Source organism: Alienimonas californiensis, from assembly GCF_007743815.1.
Classification (GTDB): Bacteria; Planctomycetota; Planctomycetia; order Planctomycetales; family Planctomycetaceae; genus Alienimonas; species Alienimonas californiensis.
Map to the genome: position 1 here is coordinate 2954744 of NZ_CP036265.1, position 14009 is coordinate 2968752.

7 protein-coding genes are annotated in these 14009 nt (G+C 72.3%); 3 read left to right on the forward strand and 4 right to left on the reverse strand.

The window, feature by feature from the left end:
- Positions 1-284 precede the first annotated feature (284 nt).
- Positions 285-2462 (forward strand): NfeD family protein, encoded by a 2178-nt coding sequence (locus CA12_RS11695; RefSeq protein ID WP_145359113.1) that lies wholly within the window; start codon positions 285-287, stop codon positions 2460-2462.
- Between the two features lie 349 nt (positions 2463-2811).
- On the forward strand, positions 2812-9105 hold the full coding sequence (locus tag CA12_RS11700) for an alpha-2-macroglobulin family protein (RefSeq protein ID WP_145359114.1): 6294 nt from the start codon (positions 2812-2814) through the stop codon (positions 9103-9105).
- 93 nt (positions 9106-9198) lie between these two features.
- Here CA12_RS11700 and CA12_RS11705 read toward each other — a convergent pair whose 3' ends face one another.
- Positions 9199-10506, reverse strand: a complete 1308-nt coding sequence (locus CA12_RS11705; RefSeq protein ID WP_145359115.1) for a tetratricopeptide repeat protein — start codon at positions 10504-10506, stop codon at positions 9199-9201.
- A gap of 213 nt (positions 10507-10719) precedes the next feature.
- Between CA12_RS11705 and CA12_RS11710 the strand changes: the two genes are divergently transcribed.
- Positions 10720-10905: a hypothetical protein gene (locus tag CA12_RS11710; protein WP_145359116.1), complete on the forward strand. Its 186-nt coding sequence runs from the start codon at positions 10720-10722 to the stop codon at positions 10903-10905.
- Between the two features lie 106 nt (positions 10906-11011).
- On the opposite strand, the gene hemC is transcribed toward CA12_RS11710, so the two are convergent.
- The 3 genes from hemC to CA12_RS11725 all read right to left on the reverse strand — a co-directional run bounded on the left by hemC (position 11012) and on the right by CA12_RS11725 (position 13992).
- A complete protein-coding gene (gene hemC, locus CA12_RS11715; RefSeq protein WP_145359117.1) occupies positions 11012-11986 on the reverse strand; it encodes a hydroxymethylbilane synthase in 975 nt (324 codons plus the stop codon).
- The gene (locus tag CA12_RS11720) at positions 11979-13061 is read right to left on the reverse strand and encodes a DUF502 domain-containing protein (protein WP_207621961.1); all 1083 of its coding nucleotides are present in this window, start codon (positions 13059-13061) and stop codon (positions 11979-11981) included. Before CA12_RS11720 ends, hemC begins: the two co-directional genes overlap by 8 nt.
- Before the next feature lie 130 nt (positions 13062-13191).
- Positions 13192-13992: a ComF family protein gene (locus CA12_RS11725; RefSeq protein ID WP_145359118.1), complete on the reverse strand. Its 801-nt coding sequence runs from the start codon at positions 13990-13992 to the stop codon at positions 13192-13194.
- Between the last annotated feature and the right edge of the window lie 17 nt (positions 13993-14009).

Consider the following 14009-nt stretch of genomic DNA (forward strand, 5'->3'; position numbering starts at 1 on the left):
GTCGGGTGTCACTCTCCGCCAGACCGAAATGCAGCGGACGTGCCAGTTCGATGGGAAATGTCGTTGCATTGACGGAAGTCCTTACCGCGTCGCAGGATCCGGGCTCAAGTTTCCGCGGTGGCGAACCGGGGGGCCGGGTCGGATTGTCGATCTTGCAAGCCCTTCGCCCCGCCGCCGGCGGTTTTTGCCGACCGAAGTCCGCCGTGATCCGGCGGCTCGCGGCGCCCGTTCCGGGGGCGCGGGGGATACAATCTCCCGCCCCGGCACCCGTTGGATGAATCGCCATGCGCTCCCGCCTGCTCGCCGCCGCCCTGCTGCTTTCGGGACTGGGCGCCGGGACCGCCGCCGCCCGGGCGCAGGAGGCGGCCCCCGCCGCCGACGCCACCAAGGCGCCGCCCGCGGCGCTGGTGAAGGTCGGCAGCCCGGTAGACGAGGCCGTCGTCGGCACCGTGCAGAACGCTGCCCTTAAGCTCCAACGACAGAGCGAAGACGCCGGCGTCCGCGGCGTGCTGGTGCTCGAACTCACTCCCGGCTCCAGCCGCTTCGGCCCGGTGCGGGACCTCGCCCAGTTCCTCACCTCCGCCGAACTGTCCGACGTGCGGACTGTCGCCTGGGTCCCGGAGAGCGTGGACGGCAACAACGCGATCGTGGCCCTGGCCTGCGAGGAGATCGTCCTGCACCCGGACGCCGAACTGGGCGATCTGGGCCGCGGCCGGGCGCTCGAACCGGCGGACGAGGCGTTCGTGCTGGCGTTGGCGGAGAAGCGGCACAACCGGCTGGTCTCCCCGGCGCTGGTCCGCGGGCTGGCGGACCCGGGGCAGGCCGTGTTGAAGGTCACGCTGGGCGAGGGGGCGAACGCGGAGACGCGGCTCGTCACCCCCGCGGAGCTGAAGGAGATCCGCGAGTCCGCCCCCGGCGACGTGCAGGTGGACCGCATCAAAGAGGAGGGCGTGCCCGGCCGCTTCAGCGGGGAGCGGGCCCGGGCGCTGGGGATTCTCGCCGCCGCCACGGCCGAAACCAAGAACGACGTGGCCCGGCTGTACGACCTGCCCACGCTCCGCACCGCGGCGGCGGCCGGCGGCGTGCCGGACGTCGCCTACATTCGCATCGACGAACCGATCGAGCCGATCATCGGCGAGTTCGTCAAACGGCAGATCGACCGCAGCGTCGCCCGTGGGGCGAACCTGATCGTGTTCGAACTGACCAGCCGCAGCGGCTCGCTGGTGACGGCCCAGGACCTCGCCACGCGGATCGCGGACCTGTCCGAGCGGAACGTGCACACCGTCGCGTTTGTCCCGCAGGAGGCCTTCGGCACCGCGGCGATGGTCGCGTTGGCCTGCGACGAGTTGTACATGGAAACCGGCGCCCGCATTGGCCGCGTCGGCCGGCTGACCGAGGCCGACGGGGAGGCCGCCGCCGAAGACGTGGCTCTCGCCCGGCAGGAATTGAAGTTCCTCGCGGAGCAGAAGGGCCGCCCGCCCGCGATCGCCGAGGCCCTCGCCGACCCGGCGTTGGAAGTCTTCGCCGTCACCAACGCCCGCACCGGCCGGGAGTGGTACCTCACCGACGCGGAGATCCACGCCCAGGGCGACGAATGGCGCCGCGGCCCGCTCGTGCCGGAAACGCGGGCCGGCGAGGCGGTCGTCCTCACCGCGGACCGGGCGGAGGAACTGGGGCTGGCCCGTCCGCCAGTGGCCGATCTGGACGAACTCAAGCAGCGCCTCGGCGTGCCGGCGGACGTCGCGCTGAATCCGGTCGGCAAGACGTGGATGGACACCCTCGTCTTCGTGCTGAACACCAGCGCGGCGGTCTGGTTCCTGCTGTTCGCCGGGGCGGCGCTGCTCTATCTGGAGCTGCACTTTTTCACCGGGATCCTGGGGATCCTGTCGGTCACCTGTTTCGCCCTGTTCTTCTGGAGCCAGTTCCTCGGCGGGACGGCCGGCTGGCTGGAAATCACCCTGGCTCTGCTGGGGCTGGCCTGCCTCGCCATCGAGGCGTTCGTGATCCCCGGGTTCGGGGTGTTCGGCGTCACGGGCGGCCTGTTGGTGCTGGCCTCGTTGGTGATGGCGATGCAGACCTTCGGCGTGGGCTTCTCGACCGATCGCATGGCGACGTCGCTGGCCACGGTGGTCGCGGCGCTGGGCGGGGTGATTGTCTTCGGGATCGTTTCGAACCGCTTCCTGCCGCGGATGCCGTTGTTCAATCAGATGATCCTCGCCCCGCCGGGCATGGAAGTCGCCGGCCCGGCCCTGCGGCCGGACCTGTTGGAGGAAGTGGAACGCCCCGTCGGCCCGCGGGTCGGCGACGAGGGCGTCACCCGCACCGCCCTGCGGCCCAGCGGGAAGGCGGAGATCGGCGGCGATTACCTCGACGTCGTCAGTGACGGCCCCTTCGTCGATCCGGACACCCCCGTCCGCATCACGAAGCTCGAAGGCCCCCGCGTCTTCGTCCGGGCGACCTGAGCACGGACTTGGCCGGGCAGCGTCTCCCCTCGCCCCCCTTTTTGGGCAGCGGCGCCGGGGGTGAGGGGGCAACGGCGCCCGAAGGCTCTTCAATGCTTCATTCTCCCTCTCCGCCGGGGCGAGACAGGCTGAGCGGACCCCGGCGAACCGTGCTTCGGCCGCTCGCCCCCGACCCCTCTCTCTTGAGGGAGAGGGGGGAAGAAAATCTCCGAATCCGCTCTCGACGACCGGCGCGGGAAATGCGTGGCGGCGGATCGTTGCCCTCTGCGGAAAAACCGGGAACGGTGCGGCCGTTCGCGGCGTCCGTATCGCGACCGTCCGCGTTCCCCCCGCCCCCCGGTATTTCGCCGTGTCTCGCCCGATTCTTGCCGTCGCCGCGCTGCTGGGCGCGTCGCTCGGACTGCTCGCCATGACCTCCGCCGCCCAACCCCCGGACCCGGCCGGCCCCCGTGAGCGGGCCGCGGCGCTGTTGAAAAAAGGCGACTACGCCGACGCCCTCAAGCTGTACGAGCAACTCCTCAAAAGCGGCGAGGCGAAGGGCCAGGTCGCCGCGGACGATCTGCGGGCCGCGCTGCGGGCGACGGACCAGCTCGGCCGGCAGGAACTGCAGGACGGCCTCCGCGAGACCGCGTTGGCGGCCCGTCCGAACGACCCATTCCTCATCCGGGCCGCGGCCGAGTCGCTGCTGAACGGCTTCCACTACGGGTACGTCATCGACGGCGAGTTCACCCGCGGGCAGCAGCGCCGGGGCGGGAACTGGACGCAGGTCTTCGACTGGGACCGCGTGCGGGCCCTGCAATTGCTGGTGGGCGGCCTGCCTCACGCGACCGCGGAGGCGATGGGCGGCGACGGCGCGGCCGGCAGCTACCGCGTGACGCTCGCCGATGCCGTGATGAACGGCCGCGAGGGCAACTCCGCCTGGTTGCTCCAGACCCTCACCGACCTAGAAACCCTGCCGGACCGAGCCGATCCGGACCCGATCCGCCAAGCCGCCGACCCCTCCGGCGCCCCGGTGACGGCGGACGGTGACCCGGTGTTCTACGGTGTGCCGGCCGCCTGGGAGGCGGCAAGCAGCGACGGCGAACGCTGGCGTTGGGCCTTGGCCGAGGCCGCGAAGTTCGGGCCGGACTGGGCCGCCGCCGCCGACCTGAACCGGGCGCAGTTCCTCGAAACGCAGTTCGGCGTCGGCACGCTCTCCGGCCAGTTGGACGGTCTGCTGGGTGAGGACGGCACCGAGGACGCCGGCCCTTGGGCGCTCTCCACGCTGAAGGACACGGAGACGATCGCCCGCCTCGCCACCGGTCCCAAGCGGTTCCCGCTGCCGGAGGAGCACAACCATCTGGCCCTCTATCAGCAGGTCGGCGGGGGCGAAACGGATTCCGCTGTCACGGCGCTGAACGGACTCGCCGGCGTCTATCAGAACCGCCGCCAGTATCCCGCCGCGGTGAAGGTCTGGGATCGGGTGATCGAACATCCGAAGGCCGCCCCGGCGGAGAAGCGGAGCGCCGAGATTGCCCGGGAGCAGATCGTCGGCGCCTACGCCGCTTTCGAGCCGGAACCCGTCGGCCCCGCCGGGACCGAGGCGTCCGTCGCGCTCACCTACAAGAACGCGGAGAAGGCCACCCTGCGGGCCTACCGCGTGAACGAGCGCAAGTGGTTCGAACAGACCATGCGCGAACTGACGAAGGCGGCCGGCACGGACTTTCAGAACGAGATGTCCGGCGATCTGCTCAACCTGTGGTGGGCCGGAAAAGAGGCCTACACCGAGGGGCCGATCGGCGAATGGACGATCGAACTGGACCCGCCGGCGGACCACACCCCCGCCCGGAAGACGATCGAGACCCCGCTGAAGGAGGCCGGGCTGTACTTCGTCGCGGCGGAACTGCCCAACGGGCGGACCTACGGCGTCTCCGTGCAGCGGGCCGATCTGGCGATCGCAGTCAAGCCGCTGGTCGGCAGTCGGGCCCTGTGGATCGTCACCGACGCTGCCACCGGCGCCCCGGTCGAGGGGGTGAAGCTCGATCTGCTGGGCTACGGCTACGAGTGGATTCGCCCCCCCGGCCGCCGGGCGCTGAAGACGATCCGCCGCACCGCCGTCACCGGCCCCGACGGCGCCGCGACGGTGCCGGAAGGCAACGATTCGCAGCAGATCTACCAGTGGTTCGCCACCGCGTCGAAACCGGCCGGCGGGGACGAACCGGCCCGCTTCGGCGCCTTCGGGTTCTCCGACCGCACCTTCGGGGCGGAGCAGATCGGCGGCCCGCTCGGCGACGTGCAGATGAAGGCCTACGCCGTCAGCGATCGCCCCGCCTACCGCCCCGGCGACACGGTGAACCTGAAGGGCTGGTACCGCCGGGCCGGCTACGCCCTGCCGACCGACGCCCAGGAGCCGCAGCGCCGGCTCAAGGTGGTGATCAACGACCCGCGGGGCGAGGAGCTGCTGTCGCAGGAAGTTGAGGCGGACGAGTTCGGGGCGTTCCAGGTCTCGCTGGAACTCGGTGGGGAGGCCACGCTGGGCCAGTACCACGCCAGCGTCGGCGAGGCTCGGAACTTCCCCAGCACCCAGCAGCACGCGCTGAACTTCCGCGTCGAGGAGTACCGCAAACCGGAGTTCGAGGTCACCGTCGACGCCCCCGCCGAGCCGATCGTGCTGGGCGAGGAGTTCACCGCGACCGTGCGGGCGGAGTACCTGTTCGGCGGCCCGGTCGCCGGCGGCGTGCTGAGCTACAAGGTGACCCGCACCGTCGAGGACGCCGGCTGGCATCCCTACGACCCGTGGGAGTGGCTGTACGGCCCGGCCTACTGGAGCTGGGCGCCCGGCTATCAGCAGCCGGACCCCTACGGTTACGGCCGCATGGGGGGGCCGTGGCGGGGGAACGACCCAGAGGAGGTCGTCGCCGAGGGCGACGCCGCGCTGGGCGAGGACGGGACCTTCAAGATCCCGCTGGACAGCTCTCTCGCCAAGGCCCTGAACGCCGACGCCGACCATCGCTACACGATCACCGCCGAGGTGACGGACGCCAGCCGCCGCACGGAGACCGGCGGGGGTTCGGTGCTCGCCGCCGCCGTGCCCTTCCGCGTGTACGGCTACGCCGACTACGGCTACGCGGTCGCCGGGGAACCAATCGGCGTGAACTTCACCGCCCGCACCGCCGGCGGGGAACCGCTGCGTCAGGTGGGCGAACTGGCCGCGTTCCGCCTCACCGGCGGACCCGACGGCAAGACCGTCGCCACCCCGCTGGAACAGACCCCCGAACCGGCAATCGACGCCGACGGCGTCGTCTCCGCCCGCTTCCTGTTCCCAACCCCCGGCCAGTACCGAGTGGACTACCAGGTGACCGCCGACGGCCACACCGGCAAGGAATCGGTCGTGCTGAACGTCGTCGGGGCGAACGGCGAAGCCGGCGCCGCGACCGTGGCCGACGGCCTCGAACTGATCCCGAACCGCAAGACCTACGCCCCCGGCGACACGGCGAAACTGCTGCTGAAAACGGAGGCGGAGGTCGTCTACCTCTTCCCCCGGGCCGAGAACGGCACCGTGCCGGAGCCGGTCCTGCTGCGTCCGAAGGGCGGGGCGGTCGTGTACGACCTGCCGATCGGCGACGCCGACGCCCCCAACATCTGGGTGGAGGCGCTGGCCGTCTCCGGCGGGCGGCTGCACTCGGTCTCGCTGAGGATCGTCGTGCCCCCGACCGAACGGCTGCTGACCGTCGAAGCGAAGCCCTCCGCCGACCGCTACGAACCCGGCGAGGAGGCCGAGGTGACGGTCACCGTCACCGACGCCACCGGCGAGCCGGTGCAGGGCGACGTGGCGCTGACGGTCTACGACCGGGCGATCGACGCCCTCGTCGGCGGCCCGAACGCCCCGGACATCCGCAAACACTTCACCGATCTGCTGCGGTATCACAACGTTCAAGTCGCCCACAACCTGTCCGGCGTCGCCTACGGCCAGGTGAAGCAGGACGACGACCGCATGCCCACCGTCGGCCTGTTCGGCGGCCTCGTGCTGAGCGACGACTCCGAGATGGAGATGCTGGCGTTGGAAGGGACGATGTATTTCGGCACCGTCGGCGGGGGTATGGGCGGCTTCGGCGGCGGCGCGATGGCGGAGCCGCAGATGGCGAAGACGTTTAGTCGGAGTGGGGGCGCCCCCGCCGCGCCTATGGCGGCGGCCGCCTTGGAACTGGACGCCGGGGTTGGCGATCGGGCGGAGAAGCTGGAGGCACTGGCCGACGGCGGCGCCGCCGCCCCGGCCCCGCAGGTCCGCGAGAACTTCGCCGACACCGCCCTTTGGACCGCCAACCTCGACCTGAAAAACGGCGTCGGCACGGCCCGGTTTGCGCTGCCGGACGACCTCACCGGCTGGCAGATCCGCACCTGGGCGGTCGGCCCCGGCTCGGCGGTCGGCTCCGCGGACGGCCGATTCGTCACCAAGAAGAGCCTGCTGGTCCGCCTGCAAACGCCGCGGTTCCTCACGGAGACGGACGAGATCGTGCTCTCCGCCCTCGTCCGCAGCGAACTGGAACAGGCCGTCGAGGCCGAGGTGCGGTTCGACTTTGGCGAAGGCAGCCCGCTGGCGAACCCGAACCTCGGCGACCTGACGCAGACCGTCGCCGTGCCCGCCGGTAAGGAGGTGCGGGTGGACCTCCGCGTCGCCGCGACCGGGACCGGCGAGGCGAACGTCACCGCCGTCGCCACCACCACGCTGCCGGACGGGACTCCCGGCCCCGGGGACGCGGTCAAGCAGACGTTCCCCGTGCTGGAGCACGGCACCCTGCGGACCGAAAGCTTCGCCGGCACCGTCGAGCCGGGCCAGACCGATTCGACCGTCAACTTCACGGTGACCGAGCAGCGGGACCCGCAGCGCAGCGCACTGGCCGTGCGGTTCAGCCCCTCGCTGGCCGTCGCCGCCGTCGACGCGTTGCCGTATCTCGCCCACTACCCCTACGGCTGCGCCGAGCAGACCCTCAACCGGTTCCTGCCCGTGCTGACGATGCGGCATCGGCTGGAAGAGGCCGGCGTCACGCTGCCGACGCCGGAGGAGGTCACGGCGAACCTGAACGCCTCCCGCCGCGGCCGGCCCTTCGCCGAATGGGAGGAGAAGCCGAACCCGGTGTTCGACCGGGAGCAGGTGTTCGAGATGACCCAGGAGGGCGTCGACCGGCTGGCGACCTTCGCCCGGCCGGACGGCGGCTTCGGCTGGTTCCCCGGCGCCCGCAGTTCCGACGTCTATATGACGACCCTCGTCACGCACGGCCTCTGGCTGGCCAGCCAGCGCGGGGCCGACGTGCCGCAGGACCTGATCGCCGGCGGCCAGCGGATCCTCGCCCAGCATCAGGCCCGGGAGGTCGCCGAACTGAAGCGGGGCGAACTGCCGGAGAAACAGCGTGAGGGCGCGAACTACAAGCTGGTTGCCGACAGTCTGGACGCCCAGATCTTCCGCGTGCTCAGCGACCTCGGCGCCGACCCGGACGACGCGACCCACGCCGCGATGGCCGGCTACCTGTTCCGCGACCGGCTCAAGCTGCCGATCAAGGCTCAGGCCCTGCTCGGCCTCGCCTTCGCCGCCCTGCAGGACGGCCGGCTGGAGACCAGCCTGTCGAACCTCCGGCAGTACTTGGTAAACGACGAGGAGAACCAGACTGCCTACCTCCGCCTGCCGAACGACGGCGGGTGGTGGTACTGGTGGAACAACGACCTCGAAGCGAACGCCCTCTATCTGGAGCTGCTCTCGACGGTCGGCCAGACGGACGGGGCGGCCCCGAAGCTGGTCAAGTACCTGTTGAACAACCGGCAGAGCGGCTCCCGCTGGGCGAGCACCCGGGACACGGCCCACGTGATCGAGGCGTTCGCCGCCTACCTCAAGGCGACCGGCGAGGCCGCCCCCACCGCCGACGTGATGATCACGCTGGATGGCAAGCGGCTGCACACGGTCTCCATCACCCCGGAAAACCTGTTCACCTTCGACGGCACGGCCATTCTGGAAGGCGAGGCCGTGACCGCCGGCGAGCACGTCCTCAGCGTGCAGCGGGCGACCCCGGAGGGGGCGAAGCCGGCGCCGCTCTACTTCACGGCCCGCGTCACGACCTTCGACAAACGTCCCTTCATCCCCGCCGCGGGGCTGGAGATCAAAGTCACCCGCAGCGTCCGCCGGATCACCGACGTGGACGAGACCCGCGCCTTCGCCAACGATGACGGCAACGTGGACGAGCGGGAGGTCGATCAGAACGCCCGCGAAGACCTCGCCGCCGCCCCCGGCGCCCCGGCCGAGGCGACCAGCGGCGACCTGATCGAGGTGGAGCTGATTCTCGAAGCGAAGAACGACTACACCTACGTGATTCTCTCTGACGCGAAGGCCGCCGGGTTCGAGCCGGTCGGCAGCCAGCCGGGGACCGGCCCGCTGAGCGGCTGGGTCTGGGACGGACTGCACGCCTACCGCGAGTTCCGCGACGAGCGGACGGACTTCTTCCTGCCGAACCTGCCCCGCGGCCGGCACTCGCTGCGGTACCGCCTGCGGGCGGAGGCCCCCGGCACGCTGCACGCCCTGCCGGCGGTCGCCGAGGGCATGTACGCCCCGGAACTCCGCGGCAACAGCGACGAATGGACCGCCATCGTCGCCGACCGGGAGGACCTCACCCCGTAGGCGCTGACCGCATCTGACGCCGTCGAGCCGTTGAGCGACCCGGACGCTTGAAGCGTCCGGGTCGCTTTGCGTTCGCGTCCAGCCGGACAGCCCTCACCGAGCCGCGGAGAACCCGCCGACCGGCGGCCACAGCGGCATGTCCGCGGACGACTTGGGGCCGGCCGCGGCGGGCACGAACGTGCCGCCGTCGCCGATCCCCGGCTCGAAGTGCAACTCCTCCGCGGCGCCCGAAGCCGGGGCGCCCGAGGCCGGGGCGCCGCCGAGGCCCTGCCATGTCGTCAGGTCGCCGGTCGGCGGGGCGGGGGGCGGCACGTGGGGCGGTTCGATCTCCTGCGGCACGGAGCGGGCCTCGGCGGTCCGCACCGCCGCGGGGCCGCCGACCGCCGCGGCGGGCGTCACGGCGGGCGTCACCGGGGAGACCGGCGTCATCAGCAGGGAAATCGGCCGTTCGCCCGGCGACGCGACGGCCGCAGCCCGCACGCTGCCGGAGTACTTCGCGGCGACGGGGGGCGCGGCAGAGGGGGCGGCGGCGACGGTGGGCACAGGAGTGTCCGGCGTCAGGCCCGCCCACAGCGGGGCGTCGGTCGGCACGACCGGGCCGCGGCTCGGGGGCTTCGAGGGGAACAGCACGGCCAGCTTCGCCTCCACCTCCGCCTTCGTTCCGGTGCGGGCCAGCACCGCGGCGGCGCGGGTGCGGTCGCCTTGCTTGGCGTACAGCAGGCCGAGGTTTTCCAGGCACCGCAGGTGATCCGGCTCCTGGGCCAGGGCGGTGCGGAAGCGGTCCTCCGCTTCGGCGACGCGGCCTTGCAGGAGGAACGAATAGCCCACGTCGCACAGTAGATCGACGTCCCCCGGCCGGGCGGCCAGGGCGGCCTCGTAGTGCTGTTCCGCGGCCGCGTAGCTGCTGGTCTGATCCAACAGCACGGCGAGCCGGTGGTGGGCCTCGACCGCGGACGGGTCGCTCCGGAGCGCCCGGCGGTAGTGGTCCTGGGCGAGGTCGGGGCGGTTCGCCCGCTCGGCGGCGTGGCCGGATTCGATCGCCCGCCGGGCCACCAGCGCCGGGCCGGACGTCGGTCGGTTCGCTGCGGCCAGCGGACAGCCGGCGCCGCACCCGCCGGGGCCGCAACTCGGGCAGCCGGCGCCCGCCTCAAGGGCGGGGGAGCCGGGCAGGAACGTGCCGGCCTCGGGACCGTAGAGGAAGACGTCGTCCGCCAGTTCGCCCGGCGCCGCGATCCCTTCGCTGCGGCCGAGGGCCCGCGTCATCGGGTCGAAGCTCTCCCCGGAAAGGCAGCCCTGTTCCCGGAGGTGGGTGCAGCCCGTCCCCAGCGTGCCCAGCGCCCCGGCGGCGCAGCACAGGCGGGCCGCGATCAGCAGGCGACGGGCGGCGGGGGTGGGGCGCATCGGCAGCGGTCCGGTCGGTACGAGACTGCCGGCGCTATCGGTCGGGACGAAGCCGCGGGTTCAAAGCAGAGGCGCCGCTCAGGGTGATTTTGTCGAATCGGGCGAGAATGCCGGTCGCGGGGCGGGTTTCGGTGATGCCGGCGCCGCCGGCGGGCCGATGCTCGATCACGGACCTCCCCGATCCGCCGTGGGATTCTCCTGATGAGCCTTGCCGTGCCCCGTTCGATCCGCCGTTTCGCCCTGTTCGCCCTGCTGGCCGGGACGCTGTCGCAGGCGGTCGGCTGTCACAACCTGCAGGAGCACCGCCGCGCCCGCTGGAACTACGGCCCCGGCATGAGCGCCGGCAGCGATCCGTACGCCGGCATGCTCGAACTGGACGCGGTGAAGGACCTCGTCTGAGGCCCCGTCGCCGCTTGCGGGTTCGCGGCGGCCGAAAGCTGACGGTCCCCGCGAAACCGCAAGCGTGGCGGGGCGCCGTACAAAGCGCGCGGGACGGCCCCGGCCGTTACAGCAGCGCCGAGCCGCCGCGTTCCAGCAGGCTCTCCGCCACGGCGACGCCGACCGCGCGGGCGTCCGGGCCGGTCGCGTTCGCCTGCAAACAGGTCTCGCCGTCCAGCGAGAGCAGCGCCGCCGTCAGTTCGATCGCGTTGGGATTCTCCCCCCGCCCCCGCACGCCCACCGGGGCGTGGCAGCCGGCGCCCAGACGGTGCAGGCAGGCCCGTTCGGCGTCAGCCTCGGCCCGGGCAATCAAGTGGTTGAGGGGCGCGAGCAAGTCGACGGCCGGGTCGTCGGCCCGGCATTCGATCCCCAACGCCCCCTGACCGACGGCCGGCAGGATTTCAGTGTCCAGCCGCTTCGAGATGCGCCCGGACAGCCCCAGCCGGTCCAGCCCGGCTTCGGCGAGGATCAGGGCGTGAAAATCCCCCGCGTCCAGCTTGGCGAGGCGGGTCTCGACGTTCCCGCGGGCCTCGGCGAAGGACAGATCGGGCCGTAATCGCAGGAGTTGCGCCCGCCGCCGCGGCGAGCCGGTGCCGACCGTCGCCCCCTCCGGCAGATCGTCCAGCGAGCCCGCCCCGGCCCCGTCCGGCAGGACGAGGGCGTCCCAGCGGCTGGCCCGTTTCGGCACGGCGGCGAGCGTCAGCCCCGGCACGGGGCCGGTCGGCAGGTCCTTGAGCGAATGCACGGCCACATCGGCCCGCCCGTCCAGCACCGCCCGCTGGACCTCCTTGGTGAACAGCCCCACGCCGTTCGCCCCGCCGCCCGGCGTGCCGTCCTCCAGCGCCCGGGCCATCGTCGGCAGCGGGTCGACACGGTTCCGGTCGCCGGTCGTTTTCACCTCGACCAGTTCCACCCGCAGCCCGGGGTGGGCCTCGCGCAGCAGTCCGGCGACATGGTTCGCCTGCCAGAGGGCCAGCGGGCTGTCGCGGGTGGCGATCCGCAACGTCTGGCCCTCGGTGGAGGAAGCGGGGCCGTCAGTCACGCGCCGCCCCCATCAACTCCATGGGGGCGGGGATCGTCTGCGGGGCGGCGGAGCCCGGCGGGGTGCCGTTGATGCGCGCCTGCGGCCCGAGGGCCTGCTGCGGGGGGACGAGCACGCCGCAGCTCAGGCAGAACTGGAAGGCCTGTTCGACGGTCAGGTCTAGTTCCCGCACCTTGCTGCGGGGGGCGGAGATCGTGAAGCCGGTCATCGGCATCGGGGAGGTGGGCATCAGGATCGAGTACAGCGGTTCGCCCGCCGCCTCGACCGTCTCCCGCATGCCCTCGCCGGTGACGAAGCCGATCGACCACACGCCTTCCAGCGGGTACTCGACGGCGACGACGCTGTTGTATTCGATCTGCCGCTCAGCGAAGAGGAAGTCCGTCACCTGCTTGACGGAGCCGTACACCCGGCTGACGACCGGCAGCTTGCCGAGTACGTCGTCCTCGATCTTCTTCACGAACCACGCCCCCAGCCGCACGCCGACCAACCGACCGATGAAGTAGATCGCCAGCAGCGCCAACGCCACGGCGAGGGCGCTGAGCAGGAAACTGCTGCGGAAGTAGCGTTCGGTGGCGAGTTCGGCGTACAGCCCGGTGGCGGAGCCGGGCATCTCGTCGGCGGGCAGGCCGCGGGCGACCAGTTCGTAGTCCCGGTAGGGCACCGCCCGGCGGCGGCTCATCCGGACGAACACGTCGTCCGCCAGACCGGCGGCCGCCAGGTCCCGGGTCGTGAGGACTCGGCCGTCGACGTCCAACGCGGCGAGCTTCTCCACGGCGTCGGGACGCACCACGTAGCTCGTCCCAGCGAAGTCCAGTTCCGGCCGGTCCGCCGGCCGGATCAGCCCCTCGGCCGGGACGTCCGCCCGAATCGCCTGGCCGATCGAGTACCGCACCGCGGCGCTGACGGGGTTCACGACGTAATCCATCACCGTGCCGGCGGCCCACAGCAGGATGGCGACGGTCAGGATGCTGGGCAGCGTAATCGCCAGCCCGCGCAGGAAGATGGCGCCCACGCCCCGGCGGTGCGGGGGCGAGGCGACGGGCGTCTCGGGGCGGGACGAAGCGGGGTGAGACACGGCGGAGGGGGCGGGCGGAACGGCCAGGGAGGGGCAGGATACGAGGCGACCGGCGCCCGGCTACCGACACGGAGCCCGTTCTCCCCGGTTCGCGGCGTTCTTCCCGCCGAGCCGGCCGCGGGAAGCGTCCTCACCGCCCGCCGACGCCCCGGGCGAAGACGGCGACGGCCACCTCCCGCGCCCCGGCGGCCCGCAGCGCCGCGGTCACCCGGCGGGCGGTGGCGCCGGTCGTCAGCACGTCGTCGCACAGCAGGACCCGCCGCCCGGCCGCCGCGGCGGGCCGCGGCACGACGAACGCCCCCCGCAGGTTCGCCCGGCGGTCGGTGGGGGTCAGGTCCGTCTGCTTTTCTGTCCGGCGAACCTTCCGCACCAGCCGCGGGCGGCCCGGCAGGTGCAGACCGCGGGCCAGCGTCGCGCACAGTTCCGCCGCCGGGTCGTGGGCAGTGCGCAGACGGTCCGTCCAGTGGTGCGGCACGGCGGCGACGAGGTCGAACCCCGTCAGCCGCTCCGCCCAGCGGTCGAGTAGGTCCTCGCCCAGCGCCCGGGCCGTCGGGCGGCCGCCGTCGGCTTTGGCGTACAGCACCGCATCCCGCAGGCGCCCCTCGTGCAGGCCCAGGGAGACGGCCCCGGCGAAGGGGAACGGGTCCTCCCGGCGGCAGTGGGGGCAGTCGTCGCAGTCCGGCACGTGCGGCCCCGTCGGCGCCCCGCAGGCCCGGCACCACCCGCAGGCCGGATCGGCAAAGGCGGTTCGGCAGTCGCAGCGCGGTGTCAGCCGGGGCGGGTCGAGCGTCCCGTCCGCCCCGCACAGCGGGCAGGCCGGCGGCACGCAGAGATCCAGCAGCGAACGCCCGAACCGCTTTGCCCCCTCCCATCCGACGCCCCTTCGGCGTGAAGCGCCGGGGAAGGACGGCTCGGCGGGGGCGATCGACACGGCGGCGCCTAGGATGC

Coding starts and splice junctions, on each gene's coding strand:
- CA12_RS11705 (WP_145359115.1), bottom strand. CDS start 10,506: ATGCGCCCCACCCCCGCCGCCCGTCGCCTGCTGATCGCGGCCCGCCTG.
- CA12_RS11695 (WP_145359113.1), top strand. CDS start 285: ATGCGCTCCCGCCTGCTCGCCGCCGCCCTGCTGCTTTCGGGACTGGGC.